Annotated in this window: 21 protein-coding genes; all 21 read right to left on the bottom strand. The window is 69.7% G+C overall.

The window, feature by feature from the left end:
- Nucleotides 1-183 precede the first annotated feature (183 nt).
- Nucleotides 184-801 (bottom strand): DNA-binding response regulator, encoded by a 618-nt coding sequence (locus ACFYYJ_RS31575; protein ID WP_385126079.1) that lies wholly within the window; start codon nt 799-801, stop codon nt 184-186.
- On the bottom strand, nt 798-1991 hold the full coding sequence (locus tag ACFYYJ_RS31570) for a sensor histidine kinase (RefSeq protein WP_389137482.1): 1194 nt from the start codon (nt 1989-1991) through the stop codon (nt 798-800). The genes ACFYYJ_RS31575 and ACFYYJ_RS31570 overlap by 4 nt, the downstream gene beginning before the upstream one ends.
- Before the next feature lie 4 nt (nt 1992-1995).
- On the bottom strand, nt 1996-2736 hold the full coding sequence (locus ACFYYJ_RS31565) for an ABC transporter permease (protein WP_385363918.1): 741 nt from the start codon (nt 2734-2736) through the stop codon (nt 1996-1998).
- On the bottom strand, nt 2733-3668 hold the full coding sequence (locus ACFYYJ_RS31560; protein WP_389137480.1) for an ABC transporter ATP-binding protein: 936 nt from the start codon (nt 3666-3668) through the stop codon (nt 2733-2735). Before ACFYYJ_RS31560 ends, ACFYYJ_RS31565 begins: the two co-directional genes overlap by 4 nt.
- A 137-nt stretch (nt 3669-3805) precedes the next feature.
- Nucleotides 3806-5674, bottom strand: a complete 1869-nt coding sequence (locus ACFYYJ_RS31555) for a peptidoglycan binding domain-containing protein (RefSeq protein WP_389137478.1) — start codon at nt 5672-5674, stop codon at nt 3806-3808.
- Between the two features lie 316 nt (nt 5675-5990).
- On the bottom strand, nt 5991-6374 hold the full coding sequence (locus tag ACFYYJ_RS31550) for a DUF6113 family protein (RefSeq protein ID WP_385126071.1): 384 nt from the start codon (nt 6372-6374) through the stop codon (nt 5991-5993).
- Entirely contained in the window at nt 6371-7267 is an 897-nt protein-coding gene (gene mshB, locus ACFYYJ_RS31545) for an N-acetyl-1-D-myo-inositol-2-amino-2-deoxy-alpha-D-glucopyranoside deacetylase (RefSeq protein ID WP_385126069.1), read from the bottom strand. Before mshB ends, ACFYYJ_RS31550 begins: the two co-directional genes overlap by 4 nt.
- Nucleotides 7268-7333: 66 nt before the next feature.
- Nucleotides 7334-7528: a hypothetical protein gene (locus tag ACFYYJ_RS31540; RefSeq protein ID WP_053677094.1), complete on the bottom strand. Its 195-nt coding sequence runs from the start codon at nt 7526-7528 to the stop codon at nt 7334-7336.
- A 436-nt stretch (nt 7529-7964) separates the two neighbouring features.
- A complete protein-coding gene (locus ACFYYJ_RS31535) occupies nt 7965-9035 on the bottom strand; it encodes an ABC transporter ATP-binding protein (protein WP_385126067.1) in 1071 nt (356 codons plus the stop codon).
- Nucleotides 9028-10011 (bottom strand): ABC transporter ATP-binding protein, encoded by a 984-nt coding sequence (locus tag ACFYYJ_RS31530; protein WP_385126066.1) that lies wholly within the window; start codon nt 10009-10011, stop codon nt 9028-9030. Before ACFYYJ_RS31530 ends, ACFYYJ_RS31535 begins: the two co-directional genes overlap by 8 nt.
- 12 nt (nt 10012-10023) lie before the next feature.
- Nucleotides 10024-10950, bottom strand: coding sequence for an ABC transporter permease (locus tag ACFYYJ_RS31525; RefSeq protein ID WP_385366219.1), 927 nt, complete (start codon nt 10948-10950; stop codon nt 10024-10026).
- An 85-nt stretch (nt 10951-11035) separates the two neighbouring features.
- The gene (locus ACFYYJ_RS31520; protein ID WP_385126065.1) at nt 11036-11959 is read right to left on the bottom strand and encodes an ABC transporter permease; all 924 of its coding nucleotides are present in this window, start codon (nt 11957-11959) and stop codon (nt 11036-11038) included.
- A gap of 30 nt (nt 11960-11989) precedes the next feature.
- Complete coding sequence (locus ACFYYJ_RS31515; protein ID WP_385126063.1) at nt 11990-13618, bottom strand: ABC transporter substrate-binding protein; 1629 nt, start codon at nt 13616-13618, stop codon at nt 11990-11992.
- Between the two features lie 107 nt (nt 13619-13725).
- Nucleotides 13726-14691, bottom strand: a complete 966-nt coding sequence (locus tag ACFYYJ_RS31510) for a GNAT family N-acetyltransferase (RefSeq protein ID WP_389137472.1) — start codon at nt 14689-14691, stop codon at nt 13726-13728.
- 66 nt (nt 14692-14757) lie between these two features.
- A complete protein-coding gene (locus tag ACFYYJ_RS31505) occupies nt 14758-16377 on the bottom strand; it encodes an ABC transporter substrate-binding protein (RefSeq protein WP_385366218.1) in 1620 nt (539 codons plus the stop codon).
- Nucleotides 16378-16470: 93 nt separating this feature from the next.
- On the bottom strand, nt 16471-17523 hold the full coding sequence (locus ACFYYJ_RS31500; protein ID WP_385126059.1) for an ABC transporter ATP-binding protein: 1053 nt from the start codon (nt 17521-17523) through the stop codon (nt 16471-16473).
- Nucleotides 17516-18562, bottom strand: coding sequence for an ABC transporter ATP-binding protein (locus ACFYYJ_RS31495; RefSeq protein WP_385126091.1), 1047 nt, complete (start codon nt 18560-18562; stop codon nt 17516-17518). The genes ACFYYJ_RS31500 and ACFYYJ_RS31495 overlap by 8 nt, the downstream gene beginning before the upstream one ends.
- 20 nt (nt 18563-18582) lie before the next feature.
- Entirely contained in the window at nt 18583-19530 is a 948-nt protein-coding gene (locus ACFYYJ_RS31490; RefSeq protein ID WP_385126058.1) for an ABC transporter permease, read from the bottom strand.
- Nucleotides 19523-20455 carry an ABC transporter permease gene (locus tag ACFYYJ_RS31485; protein WP_385126057.1) on the bottom strand — a complete coding sequence of 311 codons (933 nt, stop codon included), beginning with the start codon at nt 20453-20455 and terminating at the stop codon, nt 19523-19525. Before ACFYYJ_RS31485 ends, ACFYYJ_RS31490 begins: the two co-directional genes overlap by 8 nt.
- A gap of 174 nt (nt 20456-20629) precedes the next feature.
- Nucleotides 20630-22267: an ABC transporter substrate-binding protein gene (locus ACFYYJ_RS31480; RefSeq protein ID WP_385126055.1), complete on the bottom strand. Its 1638-nt coding sequence runs from the start codon at nt 22265-22267 to the stop codon at nt 20630-20632.
- A gap of 429 nt (nt 22268-22696) precedes the next feature.
- Nucleotides 22697-24601 (bottom strand): translational GTPase TypA, encoded by a 1905-nt coding sequence (gene typA / locus ACFYYJ_RS31475; protein ID WP_385126054.1) that lies wholly within the window; start codon nt 24599-24601, stop codon nt 22697-22699.
- Between the last annotated feature and the right edge of the window lie 216 nt (nt 24602-24817).

Here is a 24817-nt window from a genome sequence, read left to right as displayed (position 1 = left end):
TCCCCCAGCTACCGCTGGGAGGTGCCCCCGGTTCCCCGGGCTCTGCCCGGACCCGCGCCTCAAACGCCGGCGAGGCTGGATTTCCCGCCCGGAGTGGCTGGATTGCCCGCAGGGCAATTTCAGCCCGTCCGGCGATTGAGGACCGGGGTCCGGGGCGGCGCCCCGGCAACGGCGCCGCGCCGGCTAGAGCCAGCCCTTCTCGCGGGCCACGCGCACGGCCTCGGCTCGGTTGCGCGCGGCCAGTTTCTGGATGGCCGTCGAGAGGTAGTTGCGGACCGTGCCCTGCGAGAGGTGGAGGCGGGCCGCCAGTTCCGCGTTGGTGGCGCCCGACTCCGCCGCCCGCAGGACCTCCCGTTCCCGTTCCGTGAGGGGGTTCGCGCCCTCCGCGAGGGCCGCCGCCGCCAACGTGGGGTCGATGACCCGCTCCCCGTCCAGGACCTTCCGCACGGCCGCCGCCAGCTGCGCGGCCGGCGCGTCCTTGACCAGGAACGCGGAGGCGCCCGCCTCCATCGCCCCGCGCAGGTACCCGGGGCGGCCGAAGGTGGTGAGGATGACGATGCGGATGTCCGGGAGCGCCGCGCTCAGCGCCGCGGCCGCCTCTATGCCCGTCATGCCCGGCATCTCGATGTCCAGCAGGGCCACGTTCACGTCGTGCGCGCGGGCCGCCTCCACCACCTCGTCGCCGCGGGCGACCTGCGCCAGTACCTCGATGTCCGGCTCCAGTCCGAGCAGCGCGGCGAGGGCTTCGCGGACCATCGACTGGTCCTCCGCCAGCAGGATGCGGATGGGTCGTGGGCTCATGACCGCGATCCTAGGGGGACCCTGGCGACCAGCCGGAAGCCGGATGTGCCGGCCGCGCCGGCCGGGCCCGCCGGGCCCGCCGACAGGGTGCCACCGACCGCCTCCAGGCGTTCCGTCAGGCCCGTGAGGCCGTTTCCGGGGACGGCCTGGCCGCCCGCGCCGTCGTCCCGGACCGTCAGCTCCACCACCGGGCCCTCCAGCGTCTGCGGCGTCTCCAGGCTGACCGCGCACCGCTTCGCGCCGCTGTGCCGGACCACGTTGGTGACCGCCTCGCGCAGCGACCAGGCCAGGGCGGACTCCTGTTCCTCGGTCAGTTCCCCGGGCAGGTCGCCGCCCTCCCCCGGGAGCTTCGCGACGACCCCGGCCGCGGCCAGCGCGGTCCGGGCGCCGGCGAGTTCGCCGGGCAGGGTGGGCCGCCGGTAGCCGCTGACGGCTTCGCGTACGTCGACCAGCGCCTGCCGGCTGACCTGCTCGATGTCCGCGACCTGCTGGGCGGCCCGGTCGGGGTGGTCGGGCAGCATCCGTCCGGCCAGCTCGCTCTTGAGCGTGATCAGGGACAGCGAGTGACCCAGCAGGTCGTGCAGGTCGCGGGCCATCCTCAGCCGTTCCTCGTTGGCGGCGAGCTGCGCCACCGTGGCCCGCGCCTCCCGCAGTTCCATGGTGGTGCGGATCATCGCGCGGATGCCGACCATCGCGAAGCCGCCCATCAGCGCCGGGATCAGCAGGCCCGCCAGGTAGGCGTCCCCGCCGGGTACCGCGTAGGCGGTGGCCGTCAGCAGCGCGGTGGCGGTCGGGACCGTCCAGCGGGAGACCTCGGCGGGCAGTGCGGCGCCGGAGGAGATGGACACGTAGACGAAGAGGACCAGCCATTCGCGGCCCAGCGACAGCGACAGGACCGTGGCCTGCGCGGCGAGCACGGCCAGCGAGACGAGGACCCGCTCCACGGCCATCTGCGGGACGGTGCGGAAGACCAGCACCAGGTACCAGGCGACGAAGGCGGCGAGGCCCAGCGCCCCGAGGACCCGGGCCCCGGTGGAGTGCCCGCCGCGGATCAGATCGGTGACGGGCGCGCTCAGGTAGAACAGCCACATGCCGATCCACAGGCACTTCACCAGCTGCTGGCGGAGGCTCAGCGGCTTCCCCACGACCCCGATCCCCGGGACCTGTTCGGCTTCCTTCGTCAGCGCCACGGCGTCACGCCTTCAGTGAGTCCTTGCGGTACAGCCAGGCGGCCGCACCGGTGAACAGTACGAAGTACACCGTGAGGATCGCCACGTCCTTCGCGTGGGGGGCTCCGCCGAGTTCGATGGCCTGGCCGAGGCCCGCGTAGGCGTGGGTGGGGAGCCATTCGCAGATGTTCTGGAGCCACTGCGGGAAGTTCGCGGTGGGCATCCACAGGCCGCCGAGGATGGAGAGGCCGAAGTAGACCAGCATCGTGAGGGGGCGAACGGTGTCCCCGCTCGCCAGGTAGCCGATGGCGACGCCGAGCGCGGCGAAGACCAGGCTGCCGGCCCAGATGGCGCCGGTGAGGGCGAACCACTGCCAGGCGTCGAACCGTACGTCCTTCACGGCGGCGGCCACCGCGAAGACGACGAGGATGGCCGGGAGGGAGAGGACCCCGGCTCCGGCGGTCTTGGCGAGCACGTAGCCGCGGCCGGGGAGGGGGGTGAGCCGCAGCTGGCGGACCCAGCCCTTCTCGCGTTCCTTGGCGATGCGTTCGCTGTTGCCCATCAGGACGGCGGTCAGGGCGCCGAAGGAGGCCATGGCGACCATGTAGAAGGCGGGCATGGTCAGTTCGGTGCCCATGACCTTGGTGGTCCCGTTGAGGGTGCCGCCGAGCATCAGGAAGAGGGCGGCCGGGTAGAGGACCGTGAAGAAGAGGTACTTCTTGTTTCGCAGGGCGCGGATGATCTCGAGCTTGACGAGGGCGTTCACTTCGTGGCCTCCTCGGCCTCGGTGAGGGCGATGAAGGCCTGTTCCAGGCCGAGGCCCGCGACCTCCAGGTTGCGGGGGTAGAGCCCCAGCCCGTACAGGGCGTGGACGGTCGCGTCGGCGTCGCGGGACTGGAGCCGCACGGTGTCGCCGCGCTGCTCGAAGGACGTCAGGAAGGGCAGCTCGCGCAGGCCGGTGGTGTCCGTCCCGTCGGCCACGTCGAAGGTGATCTTCCGGGCTCCGGCCTTCGCCTTGATCTCGGCGGCGGTGCCGTCGGCGAGGACGCGGCCCTTGGCGAGGACGATGACGCGGTCGGCGATCGCGTCGGCCTCCTCCAGGTAGTGCGTGGCGAAGAGGACGGTGCGGCCCTGGTCGGCCTGTTCCCGCATGGTGGCCCAGAAGGACTGGCGGGAGGTCACGTCCATGCCGGTGGTCGGCTCGTCGAGCACGATGAGGTCGCTGTCGCCGACGGTGGCGAGCGCGAAGCGCACCCGCTGTTCCTGGCCGCCGGAGAGCTTGTCGACCTTGCGGTCGGCGATCTTGTCGATGCCGGCGCGGGAGAGGACCTGGTCGATCGGGTGCGGCCGGGGGTGGAGGGCGCAGCCGAGCGCCACGATCTCCCGTACGGTCACCTCCTCCATGAGGCCGCCGCTCTGGAGCATCGCGCCGACGCGGCCGGCGGCGACCGCCTCGCGCGGGGTGGTGCCGAAGAGCCGGACGGAGCCGGAGTCTGCGGGGCGCAGGCCGAGGAGGAGGTCGAGGGTGGTGGATTTGCCGGCGCCGTTGGGGCCGAGGAGTGCGACGGTCTCGCCCGGGTGGAGTGCGAGGGAGAGGCCGTCGACCGCCCGGACCGTGCCGTAGCTCTTGGTCACGTTCTCGAAGCTCACCACGGTGTCGGTGGCGGGCTGCGCGGTGCGTGTCGCGGTCGTTGTCATGTACCGAGCTTCGCCGCCGGGGGGTGCCTCGCGGCAGTGTCGCCCGTCGTGAGGGGCGCATGACGGATGTCATGCCGTGGACATGACGGTGCCCCCGCCCGGGATCCGGACGGGGGCACTGCCGTACGCCGTACGCCCTAGCTGGGGTTGGTGTCGACGACCACGGTGCGCTCGGCCGTGGTCTTGCCGCGCAGGGCCTTGGTGAGGGCGCCGGCCACGTCCTGGGGGGTGACCGGGGTCTTCTCGCCGGTGCCCCGGGTGATCAGGATCCCGTCCCAGGTGTTCCCGTAGGTGGCCTTGAGCGCGTCGAGGTCGTACTTCTCGACGAGGTGGCCGTCCACGGGCTGCATGCTGAGGATCTTGGGCAGGGACTTGGCGCCGAAGGCGATGGGCTTGTTGCCGATCTTGACGATGGCGTTGGCGGACATCGCGGGCTCGGCGAACTCCTTCATCGCCCGGTCGATCTCGCCCTGCTCGATGGTCGGCGCCTTGGTGGTGACGGGCAGTTCGGGCGGGGCCGCCTTGCCGGTCGCGACCATGTCGCGGAAGGCCTTGGTGACTATGGCGACGGAGGCGTCGACGTCGAGGGTGGTGCCGGCCTTGCCGGGGACGGCGACGGCCTTGCCGGTGTCGAACTTGATGGTCGCCTCGGTGGCGGTGCCCGCGGTTCCGGCGATCTCCTGGAGGGCCGCCTGGAGCTTCTCCTCGTCGACCGGCATCACCGGGTCGGCGACGCGCTGGTTGCCGAGGAGCGAGCCGATGACGGTGATGGGGTTGTAGTCGCTGCCGGCGGCGTTGCGGACGGTGGTCTGGGCGTCGAGGCTCAGACCGGCCTTGTCCGGCTTCAGCTCGGCCTGCTTGCCGCCGACGCTGACCTGGAGCGGGGCGGCGGCGCGGGTGCCGAAGGCGGTCTGGAGCTTGGCCACGGCCTCGTCACGGCTGCCGCTGATGTCGGTGCCGAGGACGGTGGTGCCCTTGGGGACGTCGGAGTGGTTCAGGAGCAGGCCCGCCCCGTAGGCCACGCCGAACAGCAGGATGAGGCCGCCGCCGATCAGGACCGCCTTGGAGCGGCCCTTCTTCTTGGCGGGGGCGGACTTCGCCTGCGCGGGCGCGGGGCGCGGCGCGGACGGTCCGGGGGCCGGTACGCGGGCCGTGGACGGGGAGGAGGTGTCCAGGCCGGGACCGGGCCAGCGGTGCGCGTCCGGGCCGCCGGGGCCGTTGCCGAGTCCGGGTCCGGCGGTGGGGCCGGCGGGGGCTCCGCCCTGCTCGGCCCGGAACGCCTGGAGGGGCTGCGTGGAGCCGACGCCGGGCGCGTCGGGGCCGGGAGCTCCGGGGACCAGCCCGCCGGGCACGGGACCCGCGGGCGCCGGTGCGCCGGGCACGGGGCCGGGGCCGAAGCCGTGGGCGAGGTCCGACATCGGCGCGGCGGGCGTGGGCGGCTGGGGCGCGAAGCCGGCGCCGGGCACCGCCGGGTTCGGCGGCATCGGCGCCTGTCCGGGCGCGGGGGCCGCCATCGGGCCGGGGAGCGAGGCGCCGGTGGGCCGCGTCGGCAGCTGCGGGGCGGGCCCGGGGGCCATGGCGCCGGCGGACCGGGTCGGCAGCGGGGCGGGCCCGGGGCCCGGAGCAGGAGCCTGGGCGGGCGCGGGCGCCGGGGCGGGCGGCGGAGTGGGTGTCTTGCGGGGGGCGAACCAGTTGCTGGACGGTGCCTCGGCTTCGCCGGCCGGCTCGGGCTCTGCCTGGATCCGGGTCGGCTGGGGCTTCGGCCGCTGCTCCAGGCGCGGCTGCGCCTGGGCGGGCGCGGCGGGCAGGGCCGGGCGCGACCCGTGCTCGGGGCTCTGCGGCACGTCGGGTCCGTCGTCCGCCGAGCCGGAGTCGGCGCTCATCGGCTTGCGTACGACCACGGGCGGGATCGGCCGCGAACCCGGGATGTTGATCCGGATCCGGGTCGTCAGCGTGGTCTCGGTCTTGGGCCCGTCGGGATCGGGCGTTGACGGGTTCGAGGTCACAGGGTTCTCCTCCGGGGACTGGCCGGTTCCATACGGCGGCGTACCCGAGGGGTAGGCGGCTCCACCGGGCCCTTTGGACCCGGAGGACGAACTGGCGGTTTCACGACTCAAGGCAGGTTCTCCCGGTTGGCTCCGCCGCCCGTCATACCGTGCGCGGGCAGCTCGGCGGCCCGTCCACCATACTGGCCGCCGCCCGGACGCAACTGACCCCGGGGATTCAGGGGTTCCCCGGACCCCTCATCGAACCCCCGTGCGGCGGCCCGCGAGCCCCTCGCCCGTCCCCTCCCCGGATCCCTCTACGGAGTCCGACACCACGTCACTTGGCGGGCCGCCCGGCCGAAATCGGCCGCTCCAGCGGGCCGCGCAGGGTGGCACACATCACAGCGAGCACCGTACCGCCCAAAAGGTAGGCGTACATGCCGATTCCGGACGAACTCAGCAGGAAGTCGCCCTCGGGGCGCGGGACACCGAGCATCACGTACGCGAGGAACCAGCCGACCACGGGTCCGCCCACCCCGAGTCCGGTCCCGAGGGCGATCCGGCCGCCGAGGAACAGTCCGAAGAGGGCCGCCAGCCCGAGCAGCAGCCCGAGGGGGAACCACAGGTCCACCACGAGCCAGCCGGCGAGACCAGTCAGTGCGCCGAGCACCAGGAGGCCCAGGGCCGCGGCGATCCGCGCCGGGGTCAGCGCCGCGGTCACGCCCCGACCCCCGCGAAGAGGTCGTGCTCGCGCTCGCCCGCCGGGGCGCCCGGCTCGCCCTCGACGAGTTCGTAGTACTCGCGGACGAACAGCGGCTGCCCGAGGTCGTTGGAGAGCGCGAAGAAGGGTCCGTCCACGGCGATCTGGGTGACGTGGGCGCGCATCGCGGCCGCCTTCGCCGCCGCGAGCTCCTCGGGCACCTCGATCTCGGCGGTGATCCGCTCGTCGGCGACGACGCCGGGCACGTCCTTCGGGGAGGCGATCCCCGGGAAGGGCGACTCGGTCCCGGTCGCGCGCAGTTCGGCGAATCCCTCCTCGACCACGGAGAGCGGGACGCGGTTCCAGTAGACCTTCGCGATCCGGTGCGGCTCGCCGAGGTCGCGGCGGTAGGCGCCCTCCGCGGCCAGTTCTGCGGCGCGCGTGGCGACCCGGTGGGCCTGGATGTGGTCGGGGTGCCCGTATCCGCCGTCGGGGTCGTAGGTGACGAGCACCTGCGGGCGGACTTCGCGGATCACCTCGACGAGGTACGCGGCGGCCTCGTCCACGTCGGCGGACCAGAAGGCCTCGGGGCGGTCGTTCTGCGGGGCGCCCATCATCCCGGAGTCCCGGAAGCGGCCGGGACCGCCGAGGAACCGGTGGTCGGTGACGCCGAGTTCCGCCATGGCGTCGGCGAGCTCGCCGACGCGGTGGGCGCCGAGGGTGTCGTCACGGTCGGCCGCGAGGTGCGCGAGGGCGGGCGGGATGACCTCGCCCTCCTCGCCGAGGGTGCAGGTCACCAGGGTGACGTGGGCGCCCTCGGCCGCGTACTTGGCCATGGTGACGCCGTTGTTGATCGACTCGTCGTCCGGGTGCGCGTGCACCAGGAGCAGCCGACGGGCGGGGAGACCGTTCATGGGCCCAGCCTAGGGCCTGTCATTTCGATCGGGCCGGACCCCGGGAGGCACCCCCGCGCGACGGGCTCAGAACTTGAGGCCGCTGATCATGCTCGCCACGTTGGAGGTGAGCTGGCTGAGGGTCGGAGCGATCGTGGAGCTCGCCAGATAGAAGCCGAGCAGTACGCAGACCACCGCGTGTCCCGCTTTCAGGCCCGACCTGCGGACCAGCAGGAAGACGACGATCGCCAGCAGCACCACGGCCGAGATCGAGAGTGCCACGGCGGTTCACCTCCACGTCGAGCGGACATCGGTAAGCGCATTCGTGCTCGGTAGGACTCATACCCACCGTGCGCTACGGATCATAACTATCCGTACCAGCGCATCGATCGAATTCCGGCAGCACGAGGGGCGCACGCCGCGCACGGGTTGGGTCACGGCAGAGGCCGACCGGAGGGGTTCTGGCCCCCTCCGGTCGACTGTCGGCACCCGCACGGCCGCACGTCACACAGGCTGCATGCCCCGGATCCCGGGGCAGAAACGGTCAAGTTGCCTACATGTTAACCGAGTTGCTCGTACCTCCCGGCATCCCGAACGGTCGGCCGGAGGCCGCCGGGCGTGGCCGGAAATCATCGGTACTTCGGCATGTCCGGCGCGGCGGGGCGCATTCGACCGGAACGGCCCGGCCGTGCGCCCCGAACGGGCGCCCTGCGCCGGGTCATACGCCCCCGCCGCCCAGGGTCTTCCCGACCGCACCGCCCTCCGGCGGAGAGGGGGGCACCACCTGCTTCTCCGCCGCGAAGTGGCAGGCCGAGGGGTGGGCCGCCGGGCCCGAGGGGAAGGCCGCGGGGACGGCCAGCAGCGGGACCTCGGTCGTGCAGCGGGGCTGCGCCTTCCAGCAGCGGGTGCGGAAGCGGCAGCCCGACGGCGGGTTGGCCGGGGAGGGCACGTCGCCGCTGAGGATGATCCGCTCGCGGTGGGCGCGGGCCTCCGGGTCCGGGACGGGCACGGCCGACAGCAGGGCCTGGGTGTACGGGTGCGTCGGGTGGTCGTAGATCTGGGCGTCGGAGCCGATCTCCACGATCCGGCCCAGGTACATCACGCCGACCCGGTCGGAGATGTGCCGCACGATCGACAGGTCGTGCGCGATGAAGACATAGCTCAGGTCGAACTCGTTCTGGAGCCGCTCCAGCAGGTTGATCACCTGGGCCTGGACGGAGACGTCGAGCGCGGAGACCGGCTCGTCGGCGACGATGATCTCGGGCCGCAGGGCGAGGCCGCGGGCGATGCCGATGCGCTGGCGCTGGCCGCCGGAGAACTGGTGCGGGTAGCGGTTGACGTACTCGGGGTTCAGGCCGACCACGTCGAGGAGTTCCTGGACCTTGCGCCGCCGGTCGCCCTTCGGGGCCACCTCGGGGTGGATCTCGTACGGCTCGCCGATGATGTCGCCGACCGTCATGCGCGGGTTGAGCGAGGTGTACGGGTCCTGGAAGACCATCTGGATGTTGCGGCGGACGGCCTTGAGGGCCCGGCCCGACAGCTTGGTGATGTCCTCGCCCTTGTACGAGATCGCGCCCGCGGTCGGGCGTTCCAGGTTCACCAGCATCTTGGCGACGGTGGACTTGCCGCAGCCGGACTCTCCGACGATGCCGAGGGTTTCGCCGGCCCGCAGCGCGAAGGAGACCCCGTCCACGGCCTTGACCGCGCCGACCTGTTTGCGGAAGACGATGCCCTGGGTCAGGGGGTAGTACTTGACCAGGTCCTTCACTTCGAGAAGGGACTCAGCCATGGAGGCACTCCTTCCAGAAGTGGCAGGCGCTGGTCCGCGCCTCGGGCGTCCCGGTCACCCCGTACAGCGGCGGGACGTCGGTGCGGCACACGGCCTGCGCCATCGGGCAACGCGGGTTGAAGGCGCAACCGGACGGGATGGCCAGCAGGTTGGGCGGCAGGCCCTTGATGGCGTAGAGCTCCTGGCCCTTCTGGTCCAGGCGCGGGATCGAGTCCAGCAGGCCGCGGGTGTAGGGGTGGGCCGGGGCCTTGTAGATGGCGTGGACGGGCGCCGCCTCGACGATCCGTCCCGCGTACATGACGGCGATCTTGTCGGCCACGTCGGCGACCACGCCCAGGTCGTGGGTGATCAGGATGAGGCCCATGTGCAGTTCGCGCTGGAGCTCGGCCAGCAGGTCCATCACCTGCGCCTGGACGGTGACGTCGAGGGCGGTGGTCGGCTCGTCGGCGATGATCAGCGAGGGCTCCAGGGCCAACGCCATGGCAATCATGATCCGCTGGCGCATGCCGCCGGAGAACTGGTGCGGGTAGTCCCCCACCCGCTCCCTGGCGGCGGGGATCTTCACCCGGTCCATCAGCTCGACGGCCTTGCCCCTGGCGTCCTTGCGGGACATCCCGCGGTGCACCTCGTACATCTCGCCGAGCTGCGCGCCGACGCTCAGCACGGGGTTCAGGGAGGACAGCGCGTCCTGGAAGATCATGGCCATGCCGGCGCCGCGGACCTTGCGCCGTTCGTCCTCCTTCATCTTCAGGAGGTCCTTGCCGTTGAACAGGATCTCGCCGCTCGTGATGCGGCCCGGCGGCATGTCCAGGATCCCCATCACGGCCTGGGCGGTCACCGACTTGCCGGAGCCGGACTCGCCGAGCACGGCGAGGGTCTCGCCCGCGTCCACCGAGTAGTCGACTCCGTTGACCGCCTTCGCGACTCCGTCGCGCGTCTTGAATTCCACGTGCAGGTCGCGGACTTCGAGCAGCATGTGCGGGGCTCCTCAGCGCAGCTTGGGGTCGAGGGCGTCGCGCACCGCGTCGCCGAGCATGATGAAGGCGAGCACCGTGATGCTCAGCGCGGCCGCCGGCCAGAGCAGCATGTGCGGGGCGTTGCGGATCTGCGAGGCGGCGTTGGAGATGTCGATGCCCCAGGAGACGGTGGGCGGGCGCAGGCCCACGCCGAGGAAGGACAGGGTGGCCTCCAGGGCGACGTACGTGCCGAGCGCGATCGTGGCGACGACGATGACGGGGGCGACGGCGTTGGGCGCCACGTGCCGCAGCAGCATCCGGCCGTTGCCGGCGCCCAGGGCCCGGGCGGCCTGGACGTAGTCGTTCTGCTTGGCGGTGATCACCGAGCCGCGGGCGATGCGGGCGATCTGCGGCCAGCCGAGCAGCACGATGAAGCCGACCACGGGCCAGACGGTGGTGCCGGTGACGACCGACAGGAAGACCAGGCCACCGAGGATGACCGGGATGCCGAAGAAGATGTCGGCGACCCGGGAGACCAGGGAGTCGCCCCAGCCGCCGAAGAAGCCGGCGAGGCCGCCGAGGGCGGAGCCGAGCAGGGCGGCGCCGAGGGTGGCGCAGACGCCGACGGTGATGGAGGCGCGGGCTCCGTAGACGGTACGGGTGTAGACGTCACAGCCCTGGGTGTCGTAGCCGAAGGGGTGGCCCGGTGCGGAGCCCTCCTGGGACTTGGACAGGTCGCACTGGAGGGGGTCGCCGCTCGCGATGAGCTGCGGCCAGATCGAGATGACGACGAGGAAGAGGATCACCAGCGCGGAGAGGATGAAGACGGGGTTGCGGCGCAGCTGGTGCCAGGCGTCGGACCACAGGGAGCGGGCCTTCTCCTTCGGGCCGCTCGGGCCCGGTCCGGCGGTCTTCTCGATGCCTTCCACGCTTTCGGCCTCGTCCAGCGCGAGATCCATGGGTCCCCCCTGGCCGGTGGGGGAGACCGCCTCCTTGGGGCGGGGGCCCACCGGGTCGTAACCACCTGGTTCGGGGCGCTCGGGATCAGGCATAACGGATCCTCGGGTCCAGGACCGCGTAGAGCAGGTCGACGAGCAGGTTCGCCAGCAGGAAGACGATGACGAGGATGGTCACGAAGCCGACCACCGTGGGCGCGTTGTTGCGCAGGATGCCCTGGTACAGCTGGTAGCCGACGCCCCGGATGTTGAAGATCCGCTCGGTGATGATGGCCCCGCCCATGAGGGCGCCGATGTCGGTGCCGATGAAGGTGACCACCGGGATCAGGGAGTTGCGCAGCAGGTGGCGCGTGACGATCCGGCGGCGCGGCAGGCCCTTGGCGACGGCGGTGCGGATGTAGTCGGCCTTGACGTTCTCGGCGATGGAGGTGCGCGTGAGGCGGGTGACGTACGCCAGGGAGACCAGGGCGAGCACGAGGCCGGGCAGGATCAGCTCGTTGAAGGGGACGTCCGGGGAGACGGTGGGCCGCACCCACTGGAGTTTGACGCCGAAGACGAACTGGAGGACGTAGCCCGTCACGAAGGTGGGCACGGAGATGACCACGAGGGTCAGCACCAGCAGCGAGGTGTCGGTGGCTTTGCCCCGGCGCAGTCCGCTGATCACGCCGAGGGTGATGCCGATGACGATCTCGAAGAAGATCGCGACCATGGTCAGGCGCAGGGTGACGGGGAAGGCCGAGGCCATCAGCTCGGTGACGGACTGGCCGTTGAAGGCCGTGCCGAAGTCGCCCTGGAAGATCTGCCCCATGTAGTGGAGGTACTGCTGCCACAGGGGGCGGTCGAGGTAGAGGTCCTTGCGGATGCGCGCGGCGGTGGCCGGGTCGGGGGCCTTGTCTCCGAAGAGGGCGGCGACCGGGTCACCGAGCGCGTACACCATGAAGAAGATCAGGAACGTGCTGCCGATGAACACGGGGATCATCTGGAGCAGCCGCCGGATCACATAACGTCCCATGGACTGCTCCAGGTTCGATCCGGTGGGTGGTCAGCTGACCTTGATCTGGTCGTACACGGGGACGCTGAACTGGTTGAGCGTCACGTCCGAGAGCCGCTCGGAGTAGCCCGCGCTGCCGTTCTGGTACCAGAGGGGGATGGACGGCATCTGCTGGGCGAGGACCTTCTCGGCGTCCTGGAACTTGGCGATGGCCTTGGCGGAGTCGCTCTCCCGGTTCGCCTCGTCGACGAGCTTGTCGAAGTCGGCGTTGCTGAACTTCCCGTAGTTGGAGGAGGCGCCGGTGTAGTACAGCGGCTGGAGGAAGTTCTGGATGAGCGGGTAGTCGGCCTGCCAGCCGGAGCGGAACGGGCCGGTCAGCTTGTAACTGCTCTGCTGGTTGCGGAAGTCGGCGAAGGTGCCGACCGGGTTGACCGTGCAGACGGGGCCCTCGCCCAGCGCGTTGTTGATGCTGTTGCAGACGGCGTCCATCCACTCGCGGTGCGAGCCGGTGTCCACGTTGGAGGTCAGCGTGACCTTGCCGCCGGGCAGGCCGCCGCCCTCCTGGATGAGCTTCTTGGCCTCGGCCGGGTCGAAGACGCAGGCGTCGCCGCAGATCGTCGCGTTGAAGCCGCCCTTCTCGCCGAGGGCCGGGGAGGTCCAGTCCTTGGCGGGGGTGCGGGTCTCGCGGAAGATCTGCTTGGTGATCTCGTCGCGGTTGATGGCCCGCGAGATGCCCAGGCGGACCTTCTCGGAGCCCTCCTTGTTCCACTGGGGGTCGTACAGCGGGAAGGTGAGGGTCTGGATGATCAGGGCCGGCTGGTTGATGTAGCGGTCGCCCAGGTCGTTCTTGACGTTCTTCAGCTGCTGCGCCGGGACGTCGTCGACGAGGTCGAGGTTGCCGGAGATCAGGTCGGTGTAGGCGGTGTTGTTGTCGGTGTAGACCTTGAGGTCGACGCCGTTGTTCTGCGCCTTGTCGGGGCCGCCGTAGGCGTCCCACTTGCGCAGCTGCATCCCGGTGCCCTTGGTGTACGAGTTCACCGTGTAGGGGCCGTTGCCCACCGGCTTGTTCAGCCAGCCGGAGTGGTCGGTGAAGAAGGACTTGGGCAGCGGGGAGAAGGCCTGGTAGCCGAGGGTCTCGGGCCAGGTGGAGAACTTGTCCTTCAGGGCGACCGTGAAGACGGTGGGGCTCTTGACGACCAGCCCGGACATCGTCTTGGCCTTGGGCTCGCCGCTCGCCGGGTGCACGTCCGCGTAGCCGACGATGTCGGAGAAGAAGGGCGAGTTGTTCTGCTTGTTGCGCACGTCCGCTCCGTAGTTCCACGCGTCCACGAAGGACTGGGAGGTGACGGGCTCGCCGTTGCTGAACTTCCAGCCGTCCTTCAGCGTGATCGTGAAGTTCTGGCTGTCCGTCGTCTCGATCTTCTCGGCGACCATGTTGTTCGCCTGGCCGGTCTTCGGGTCGTACCGCTTGAGGCCGCGGAAGAGCATGTCGAGGACCTTGCCGCCCTGCACCTCGTTGGTGTTGGCCGGCTCCAACGGGTTCTGGGGGTCGCCCCAGGAGGAGCTGACGATTCCGGAGCCACCGCCTCCACCGCTGTCACCGCCCCCGCCGCAGGCCGTCGCCGTGAGGGCGACGGCGACCGCACATGCGGCCCACTTGGCGTGGGTGGCTCCGCGCATGGAGTGCCTCCTATGGCTCCCAAGACTCACTTAGGGCCCAATGTCACCCTATGTGGGGGCCGCGACACTCCTCGTTGGACCGATTGCACCCTCGCGTCCCGCGCCTGTCACCCGCGCGAGTGCAAACTCAGCTCCCAGGTGTCCACCGCGTGGTGCGGGCGCATGCCGTACGCCTCGTAGAACGCGAGGGCGCCGGTCTCGTTGCGGGTGTCGACGCCGAGGCCGAGGGTGTCCCGGCCGCGCGCCGCGTAGGCGGCGAAGGCGTGGCGCAGGAGGAAGCCGCCGATGCCCCGGCCGCGCAGGTCGGCGCGGACGCCGAGGTAGTGGAGCCAGCCCATGCTGGTGCGGTCGTCGCGGGTGAGCAGGACACCCGCGTCGCCGGTGTCCGGCAGACCGGCGATCCAGACCAGCGACCAGTCGAGGCCGCGGGCGTCGAGGTGGTCCAGCCATCCCTCGTACGGGCGGCGCACATGGCCGAAGTGGGCGGCGAAGGCCTCCTCGACGAGGGCGTGGGCACGGCGGCGGTCGGCCTCGTCGGCGGCGCAGTCGCGCAGGACGAGCCCCTCGGGAGGGACGGGCTGCGGGTCGGCGGCCGGGGACAGGGCCCGGGTCATCACCTGGTGGCGGCGCACGGACCGGTAGCCGCGGCCGGGCAGCACGTCGGCGTCGAGGACCGGCTCCGCGCCCAGCCGGAGCCGCAGGACGGCGTCCCCCTCCCCCGCGGTCAGCTCGCGGGCCCGGGCCTCCATCAGCTCCAGCAGCCGGACGGCGGCCGGGCGGTGGCCGGGCAGTACGCAGTGGTCGGAGTCGATCCTGCCGGGCCCGGAGTCGTGCCACACCTGGGCGTAGGACACGAGCCGGCCGTCCTCGAAGGCCAGCCAGGAGTCCTTGGCCAGGTCGGTGCCGGGGTGGTGGAGGTCGGCCTCGACGGCGGCGAGGTCGGTCTCCGGTCTGCCGATCTCGATCACGTCGACGGCGTTGAGCAGGGCGCAGATGTCGGAGGCGTCCCCGGGCCCGGCGGGCCGTACGGTCGGCGTGCGCCGCCTGCGGCGGTCGTACGGTGTCGCGATCACCCGCCCACTGTCCGCGCGTCGGCGGGGCCCCGCAACTCCCTGCGGCGCGGACCCCCCGACGGGGTGTCAGTCGAGCTCGACGTGCGCGAGGTCCATCCGGCCCTGGCCGTCGACCGCGACGTTCCTCACGGACTTGGTGTGGGCCACGGCCGACATGTAGGTGAAGACCGGGATGTACGGGAGGTCCCTGATGACGATGTCGTCGGCCTGCTGGTAGAGCTTCAGGCTCTCGGCCGGGTCGGTCGCCCGGTCGGCGGCGGCGAGGACGGCCTCGAACTCGTCGTTCGCGTACCGCCCGAAGTTGGAGCCGTTCGCGATGGCCTCCTTCGAGAAGACCGGACGCAGGTAGTTCTCGGCCGCCGGGTAGTCCATGGCCCAGCCCATCCGGAAGGCGCCCTTGAACCGCTGGGACTTCACGTCGTCGGTCAGGGCGCCGGCGCTCTGGTACGGCTTGGTGGTGACGTCGAGGCCGAGGTTCGCCTTCAGCTGGGCGGCGACGGCCTCGATCCACTCCCGGTGGCCGCCGTCGTCGTTGTAGCCGAGCTCCAGCTTGTTGCCGGGGATGCCGCCGGCCTGCTCGAACAGTGCCTTCGCCTTGATCGGGTTGTAGGTGCCGGCCTCGCCCAGGGCGCCGCGGCGGTAGCCGGGGACGACCGGGCTGATGAAGTCGTCGGCCACCTTGCGGGTGCCGTGGAAGACCTTCTTGGAGATGGCGTCCCGGTCGATGGCCATCGAGATCGCCCTGCGGATCTCCACCTTGCCGAAGGCCTCGGGGTTGGCCGCCAGCGGGAGGCCGAGGTAGCCGACGGACGCCTCCGGCTTGTAGATGTAGCGGTCGCCGAACTCCTCGGCGACCGTGGCGAGAGCGGAGACCGGCAGCTTGTCGGTGATCTGGAGGGCGTTCTTGCGCAGGTCGGCGTAGGCGGTGTCCAGGTCGTCGTAGATCTTGAAGGTCACGGCGTCGAGCTTCGCGCGCCCCTCGGCCGGGTACTTGTCGTACTTCTTGACCTTGATCTGCTTGTGGTGCTCCCAGGCGCCGTCCATGCGGAACGGGCCGTTTCCGATCGGGGACTGGCCGAAGGCCTTCGGGTCGGCCTCGAACGCCTTGGGCAGCGGGTAGAAGGCGTCGTATCCGAGCATGGTCCGGAACTGGGAGAACGGCGCCTTCAGGGTGACCGTGAACGTCCGGTCGTCGACGACCCGCAGGCCCTTCAGCTCCTTGGCGGTGGGCTTCCCGCCCTTGCCCGGGGCCAGCTGCTCGGAGCCCTCGATCTTCGAGAAGAAGCCCATCGCCTCGGCACCGTTCTCCTGGTCGGCACCCCAGTTCCAGGCGCGGACGAAGGACCGCGCGTCGACCTTCTCGCCGTTGTGGAACGTGAACCCGTCCTTGATCCTGATCGTCCAGGTCTTGGAATCCGCGCTGTCGATGGACTCGGCGATCGCCAGCATGGGCTCGTTGGTCTTCGTGTCGTACTCGACCAGGCCGGTGAACAGCGCGTGGAGGACTTCCGCGCCCTCGGTCTCGACGGTCTGCTGCCCCACCAGCCCCCGCTGCGGCTCGCCGAGGGCCACGGTGATGTGCCCGCCGGCCTTGCCGGACCGCGTGTCCTCACCGGCTCCGCACGCGGTGGCGGTCAGCGCCAGGACGACGGCACCGGCGATCCACTGGGTGCCCGCTGTGCGCATGGGGGGTGCCTCCTGGGGGTCGCTTTCGGCGGTGCGGGAAAGCGGACGGGGCCCAGCCGGGATCGGCTGGGCCCCGTCCGTCGTTCCGGGGGATCAGATGGCCAGGACGGCCTTCTCCTCCGCGAAGTGGCACGCCGACTCGTGCGCGGCCGGGGAGTCGCCACCCTGGAAGCGCGTCGGGATCGCCAGCAGCGGCTCCTCCGTGGAGCAGCGGTCCTCGGCCTTCCAGCAGCGGGTGCGGAAGCGGCAGCCCGACGGCGGGTTGGCCGGCGAGGGGACGTCACCGGTGAGGATGATCCGCTCGCGGTGGGCGCGGGCCTCCGGGTCCGGGACGGGCACGGCCGACAGCAGGGCCTGGGTGTACGGGTGCGTCGGGTGGTCGTAGATCTGGGCGTCCGTGCCGATCTCGGCCATCTTGCCCAGGTACATGACGCCCACGCGGTCCGAGATGTGCCGGACGATCGAGAGGTCGTGCGCGATGAAGATGTAGGAGAGGTTGAACTCGTCCTGCAGCTTCTCCATCAGGTTGATCACCTGCGCCTGCACCGACACGTCGAGCGCGGAGACCGGCTCGTCGCAGATGATGATCTCCGGGTTGAGCGCGAGGCCGCGGGCGATGCCGATGCGCTGGCGCTGGCCGCCGGAGAACTGGTGCGGGTAGCGGTTGATGTACTCGGGGTTCAGGCCCACGACGTCCAGGAGTTCCTGGACCTTGCGGCGCCGGTCGCCCTTGGGAGCCACCTCGGGGTGGATCTCGTACGTCTCGCCGATGATGTCGCCGACCGTCATACGGGGGTTCAGCGAGGTGTACGGGTCCTGGAACACCATCTGGATGTTGCGGCGGACGGCCTTCAGGGCGCGCCCGGACAGCTTGGTGATGTCCTGGCCCTTGTAAAAGACCTCGCCGGCGGTGGCCCGCTCCAGGTTCATCAGCAGCTTGGCGACGGTGGACTTGCCACAGCCGGACTCGCCGACGATGCCGAGCGTCTCGCCCTGGTACAGGTCGAAGCTGATGCCGTCGACGGCCTTGACCGCGCCGACCTGCTTCTTGAACAGGATGCCCTGGGTCAGCGGGAAGTGCTTGACCAGGTTGCGGACCTGGAGGATCGGCTCGCGCTCAGGGGCGTTCTTGGTGAGCTCAGCCATGGAGCTGCTCCTTCCAGAAGTGGCAGGCGCTGGCGCGGCCGGGCAGCTCGGCGCCGTCCTGCCCGCTGACCACCTGGAGCAGGGGCACGTCGGTACGGCAGACGTCCTGCGCGACGGTGCAGCGCGGGTTGAACGAGCAGCCGGTCGGCAGCCGCAGGAGGTTGGGCGGCAGGCCCTTGATCGCGAAGAGCTCCTGGCCCTTCTGGTCCAGGCGCGGGATCGAGTCCAGCAGACCGCGGGTGTACGGGTGCGCCGGGCGCTTGTAGATCTCGTGCACCGGGGCCGTCTCGACGATCCGGCCGGCGTACATGACCGCGATCTTGTCCGCGACGTCGGCGACGACGCCGAGGTCGTGGGTGATCAGGATCAGACCCATGTTGAGCTCGCGCTGGAGCTCCGCGAGGAGGTCCATGACCTGGGCCTGGACGGTCACGTCGAGGGCCGTGGTCGGCTCGTCGGCGATGATCAGGTCCGGCTCCAGCGCGATCGCCATGGCGATCATGATGCGCTGGCGCATACCGCCGGAGAAGTGGTGCGGGTAGTCGTCCACACGCTCCTTCGCCGCCGGGATCTTGACCTTGTCCATCAGCTCGATGGCCTTGAGGCGGGCTTCCTTCTTCGACAGCCCCTGGTGGACGCGGAACATCTCGCCCAGCTGGTAGCCGACGGAGAGGACCGGGTTCAGCGAGGACAGCGCGTCCTGGAAGATCATGGCGATCTTCCGGCCGCGGAGCTTGCGCCGCTCCTCGAAGCTCATCTTGAGCATGTCCTGGCCGCGGAAGAAGATCTCGCCCTGCGGGATCTTGCCGGGAGGCATGTCGAGGATGCCCATGATGGCCTGCGCCGTCACGGACTTGCCCGAGCCGGACTCGCCGAGGACGGCGAGGGTCTCACCGGCACCCACGCTGTAGTTGACGCCGTTGACGGCCTTGGCCACGCCGTCGCGGGTGTGGAACTCGACGTGCAGGTCGCGCACTTCGAGGAGCGGCGCCTGGTCGTTCCCGTCGCGCGGGGCGGGAACACTGGAGGTGTTGTCCATGGTGATCACTTACGCCCTCCTCAGCGCAGCTTGGGGTCGAGGGCGTTGCGGACCGCTTCGCCGAGCATGATGAAGGCGAGGACGGTGATGCTCAGCATGATCGAGGGGTACAGCAGGATGTGCTGCGCGACTCGGATCTGGGCGGCACCGGCGGAGATGTCCACGCCCCACGAGATGGTCGGGGACGCGAGACCCAGACCCAGGTAGGACAGGGTGGCCTCGGCCGCAATGTAGCCGCCGAGCGCGATCGTCGAAACCACGATCACCGGGGCCATGGCGTTCGGCAGAATGTGCCGGAACAGGATCCGGGTGGTGCCGGCGCCCAGCGCCTTCGCGGCGTGCACGTAGTCGGCCTGCTTCACGGTGATGACCGAACCGCGCATGACGCGGGTGATCTGCGTCCAGCCCAGGAAGGCCAGGGCGAAGACGACCGTCCACACGGTGCGGTCGGTGAAGGCCTGGAGGACGACCATCGAGCCGAGCAGGAAGGGGATGCCGAAGAAGATGTTGGTGACACCGGAGATCAGCGTGTCCGTGAGGCCGCCGAAGTAACCGGCGATCATGCCCGTGATACCGCCGACGAGGGTGACGATCAGGGTCACGCAGGTGGCGACGATGATCGAGGCCCGGGTGCCGTAGATCAGGCGGGCGTAGACGCTGCGGCCCTGACCGTCGTACCCGAACCAGTCGGGCGAACCGATCTGGGAGAGCTCCGGCTTGCCGAGGAAGTGGTGGACCAGGTCGCCCTTGGTGGGGTCGGCGCTGGTGAACCAGCCCGGGAAGGCCGCGATCACGAGGAGCACGAGGATCAGCGCCGCGGAGACCACGAAGTACGGGTTGCGACGCAGGTCGGACCAGGCGTCGCCCCAGAGGCTGCGCGCCTTCTCCTTGGTGGCGGGAGCGATCGCGTCGACGGGGGCGAGAGCGCCCTCGGTCGAGACGGCTTCGGTCTTGGTCATGTCAGGCATACCGGATCCTCGGGTCCATGACCGCGTAGAGGAGGTCGACGAGCAGGCTGGCTATGAGGTAGACGACGACCAGGACGGTGACGACACCGACGACGGTCAGACCCTCGCGGCGGACGACGGAGTCGTAGATCAGACCGCCGACGCCCTTGACGTTGAAGATGCCCTCGGTGACGACGGCGCCGCCCATGAGCGCACCGATGTCGGTGCCCAGGAAGGTCACGACGGGGATCATCGAGTTGCGCATCAGGTGGACGCCGATGACGCGCCGCTTGGGCAGGCCCTTGGCGATGGCCGTGCGCATGTAGTCCGAGCGCAGGTTCTCCGCCATCGAGGTGCGGGTCAGGCGGGCCACGTAGGCGAGCGACAGCGAGCCGAGCACGATGGCCGGCGCGATGAGTTCGCCCCACGTCTCCTTGTTGCTGACGTTGGGGTCGATCCAGCCGAGCTGGAAGGCGAACACCGACTTGACGATGAAGCCGAGCACGAAGACCGGCATCGAGATGATCAGCAGCGTGAGGATCAGGACCAGGTTGTCCACCAGCTTGCCGGCCTTGAGGCCTGCGACGATCCCGAGGGCCAGACCCAGGACGATCTCGATCGCGAAGGCCAGGAAGGCCAGTCTCAGCGTGACCGGGAAGGCCGAACCGATGACGTCCGTGATCTCACGTCCGCTTCGGATCTGCTTGCCGAAGTCGAAGTGGACCAGGATGCCCTTCATGTATTCGTAGTACTGCTGCCACACCGGCAGGTCGAGCCCGTGTTCGTGCCTGAGTGCGGCGAGCGTGGCCGGGTCTGTTCCCTTGTCACCGAAGAGCCCGGCCACGGGGTCGCCGGGCAGGCTGTAGACCATCAAGAAGATGAGCGCGGTCGTCCCGAAGAAGACCGGAATCATCTGGAGCAGTCGTCGTGCGACATAGCGCCCCATCATGCCTCCGTAGAAGATGCGGCAGAGGCAGCCGGACGGGCCCTTTCGCCACGCACGCGCGTGACGAACCGTCACTGCGTCGCGAAAGGGCCCCCCGGGGCTCTGCGTTTAGGCCCGGATGCGGACCGGCTCCCCGCCGGTCCGCATCCGTCGAGCGGAATTACGCTGTGGGACTTACTTCTTGACCTCGACGCCTTCGAGGATCGGGTCGCCGTCCTGGGCGTACTTCACGTTCTGGACCTTCTCCGAGAAGCCCGCGTTGACCTTGTAGTACCAGAGCGGGATCGACGGCATGTAGTTCACCAGGTCCTTCTCGACGGCCTGGTAGGCCTTCACCGACTCGTCGAGGGACGAGGCCGTGTCGGCAGCGGCGATCTTGGCGTCCAGGTCGGCGTTGGAGAAGCCACCCTGGTTGCCGCCCGCGCCGGTGCGGAACAGGTCGCTGATGAAGTTGGCGTTCACCGGGTAGTCGAGGACCCAGCCGGAGCGGTAGATCGACTTGACCTGCTTGGACTTGCGGGCCTGGAGGTCGGCCTGGAAGTCCGGCTTGGCGTCACCGGTGCACTTGACCTGGGTGGCCTGGGTGATGCTGTTGCAGACAGCGTCGACCCATTCCTTGTGACCGCCATCCGAGTTGAACTGGATGAAGATCTCGTTGTTCGGAACGCCACCGCCCGCGGTGATGAGCTCCTTGGCCTTGGCCGGGTTGAACTTGGTGACGTCACCGGTCGCGTTCGGCGTGTAGCCGAGGACGCCCTTGGCGACCCAGCCCGTGGCGGGCTCGCGGGTGCCCTGGAGCACGGTCTTGGTGATGGTGTCACGGTCGATCGCCATCGACAGGCCCTGGATGACCTTCGGGTCGACCGGCTTCGGGGTCTTCCACTGGTCGGCGTAGAAGGCGATGGCCAGGGTCTGGATCGCGGAGTACGCCTGGTCCACGGCGCGGTCGCCGAGGTCGTTGCGGTAGACCGGGAGGTCCTTCGGGCCGATCTGACGCAGGACGTCGACGTTGCCCGACTTCAGGTCCTCGTAGGCGGTTTCGAGGGTGGAGTAGTTCTTGAGGATCACACCACCGTTCTTCGCCTTGTTCTCGCCCTTGTACTCGTCGAAGCGCGTGAGCTCGATCTGCTTCTTGTGCTCCCACGACTTGAACTTGTACGGGCCGTTGCCGACCGGCTTCTCACCGGCGGCCTTCGGGTCCTTGTAGAAGGACTCGGGCAGCGGGGAGAAGACCTCGTAGCCGAGCTTGTACGCGAAGTACGGAACGGCGTTGGCGAGCTCGATGGTGAAGGTGTTCTCGTCGACGACCTTCAGACCCTCCAGGGCCGTGGCGGTGGGCTTGGCGCCCTCGGCCTCGGGGTGGAGCGCCTCGAAGCCCTTGATGTCCGCGAACCAGGACGCGTTGCCCTGCTTGTTCTCGATGTTCGCGGCCCAGTTCCAGGCCTTGACGTACGAGTCGGCGGTCACCTTGGTGCCGTCGTGGAACGTCCAGCCCGACTTGAGCTTGACGGTCCAGAGCTTGCTGTCCTTGGACTCGACCGACTCGGCGTTGACCATGGTCAGCTTGCCGTCGGCGTCGTAGTCGACGAGCTGCGAGAACAGCCCGGACATGACGATCGAGCCGTTGGACTCCATCGTGTCGGCCGGCTGGAGGAGCTTCTCGGGCTCGCCCACCTCGACGGAGTAGATGCCGTTCGGGTCAACCTCACCCTTGCCGGCGGCGTCGCCCTTGTCGTTGCCACCGCAGGCGGTCGCAGCCAGGGCGACGACGATCGCGCCCGCTACCCACTTGGCGCTCTTGGCACCGCGCATGGGTTTCCTCCTCATGAGTCCACTGTTTGATGTGCGGGACACATGGACGTTTCGCCGACACCCCTGACGGCGAGTTGAACAGTGCCCCGAGTGTGCTCGTGAGTCGGCGCTCCCCACAGCGCGTGACCCATTGACCCGAGCTCAATGGAGCCAATCCTCGGGGACGGCCTGACCGTAAACCACACTTAAGTGGTCTCGTTTTCACAACATCACCGCATGGCGAAAACCCGAAATCCGGACAAACGGATAGGAGACAGACACGTGCGAAACGGACGGTTGATCCATCTTCCGGAGTGTCACGGTCGCTATACGGACACCGCGGACACTGGAACACGAGAATCCGGTTGACAAACGCCAACAGCCCCTCCCCACGAAACCGTGGTGGAGGGGCTGCCGGTGGCGTCTCGGCCCGTCAGGGCCGACGTGCCGTTACTTCGCGGACTTGGCGCGCGAAGCGGTGCGCGAGCGCTCCTTCTGGTCCAGGACGACCTTGCGGATGCGGACGGCCTCGGGGGTCACCTCGACGCACTCGTCGTCGCGGCAGAACTCCAGGGACTGCTCCAGCGAGAGCTTGCGGGGCGGGACGATCGCCTCGAAGGTGTCCGCGGAGGAGGAGCGCATGTTGGTGAGCTTCTTCTCCTTGGTGATGTTCACGTCCATGTCGTCGGCGCGGGAGTTCTCGCCGACGATCATGCCCTCGTACACCTCGGTGCCGGGGTCGGTGAACAGGACGCCGCGCTCCTGGAGGTTGGTCATCGCGAACGCGGTGACCGCACCGGAGCGGTCGGCGACCAGGGAGCCGTTGTTACGGGTGACGAGCTGGCCGAACCACGGCTCGTGGCCCTCGTGGATCGAGTGGCCGATGCCCGTGCCGCGGGTCTGGGTCAGGAACTCCGTACGGAAGCCGATGAGGCCGCGGGACGGAACGACGAACTCCATGCGCACCCAGCCGGAGCCGTGGTTCGACATGTTGTCCATGCGGCCCTTGCGGACACCCATGAGCTGCGTGACGGCGCCCATGTGCTCCTCGGGCACGTCGATCGTCATGCGCTCGACCGGCTCGTGGACCTTGCCGTCGACCTCGCGGGTGACGACCTGCGGCTTGCCGATGGTCAGCTCGAAGCCCTCGCGGCGCATCTGCTCGACCAGGATGGCGAGCGCGAGCTCACCACGGCCCTGGACCTCCCAGGCGTCCGGACGCTCGGTGTCCAGGACGCGCAGCGAGACGTTACCGATCAGCTCGCGGTCCAGACGGTCCTTGACCTGGCGCGCGGTGACCTTGCGGTCCTTGACCGCGGCCTTGGCGTCCGCGCCCTTGCCGGAGCCGCCGCGGCCGACCATCGGGGAGGTGTTGGTGCCGATGACCATGGAGATGGCCGGCTCGTCCACCGTGATGAGCGGCAGGGCGATCGGGTTCTCCGGGTCGGCCAGGGTCTCACCGATCATGATCTCGGGGATACCGGCGACCGCGCAGATGTCACCGGGGCCGGCGACCTCGGCGGGCTTGCGGGTGAGCGCCTCGGTCATCATCAGCTCGGTGATGCGGACGTTCGAGATCGTGCCGTCACGCTTGATCCACGCGACCGTCTGGCCCTTGCGCAGCTCGCCCTGCTCGACGCGGAGCAGCGCGATGCGGCCGAGGAAGTTGTCGGCGTCGAGGTTGGTGACGTGGGCCTGGAGGGGGGCCTCTTCGTCGTACGTCGGGGCCGGGACGTGCTCCAGGATGGTGGAGAAGAACGGCTCCAGGTTCTCGCTGTCGGCGGGGACGGTGCCGTCCTCCGGCTTGGTCAGCGAGGCGATGCCGTCACGGCCGCAGGCGTAGACGATCGGGAACTCGATCTGGTCCTCGTCGGCGTCCAGGTCCAGGAACAGGTCGTAGGTCTCGTTGACGACCTCGTCGATCCGGGAGTCCGGGCGGTCCGTCTTGTTGATGCAGAGGATGACCGGCTTGCGCTGCTGGAGGGCCTTGCGGAGCACGAAGCGGGTCTGGGGCAGCGGACCCTCGGAGGCGTCCACCAGCAGGACGACGGCGTCCACCATCGACAGACCGCGCTCGACCTCACCACCGAAGTCGGCGTGGCCGGGGGTGTCGATGATGTTGATCGTGATCGGGGCCCCGCCGTCCTTGGGGTGATACTTCACCGCCGTGTTCTTGGCGAGGATCGTGATGCCCTTCTCACGCTCCAGGTCGTTCGAGTCCATCATGCGGTCGTCGAGCTGCTGGTGGGCGGCGAAGGCACCGGCCTGCTTGAGCATGGCATCGACGATGGTCGTCTTGCCATGGTCGACGTGGGCGACGATGGCGACGTTACGGATGTCGTGGCGCGTGGGCACTTCGGCGCTTCTCCCGGGATAAGTGGATGGCGTCGCGTACGGTCCGGCACGCTCGCCTCGGCCGGGCGAAAACCTGCCACGGCCTTACCCCATGGTACGTCGCGCAGCGGGAACCGCCTGCCGGGGGGTCTGTCAAGAGGCCGGACGCATGAGCGCGGCCGAGTACGGGGTGGGGTGCCTCGGCCGCCGGTCCTGCCGGTAATCACGCGGGTCAAC

This window comes from Streptomyces sp. NPDC002467 (genome assembly GCF_042889825.1).
Lineage (GTDB): Bacteria > Actinomycetota > Actinomycetes > Streptomycetales > Streptomycetaceae > Streptomyces.
The sequence above is the reverse complement of the archived record's forward strand: the minus strand, read 5'-3'. Positions and strand labels throughout refer to the sequence as shown.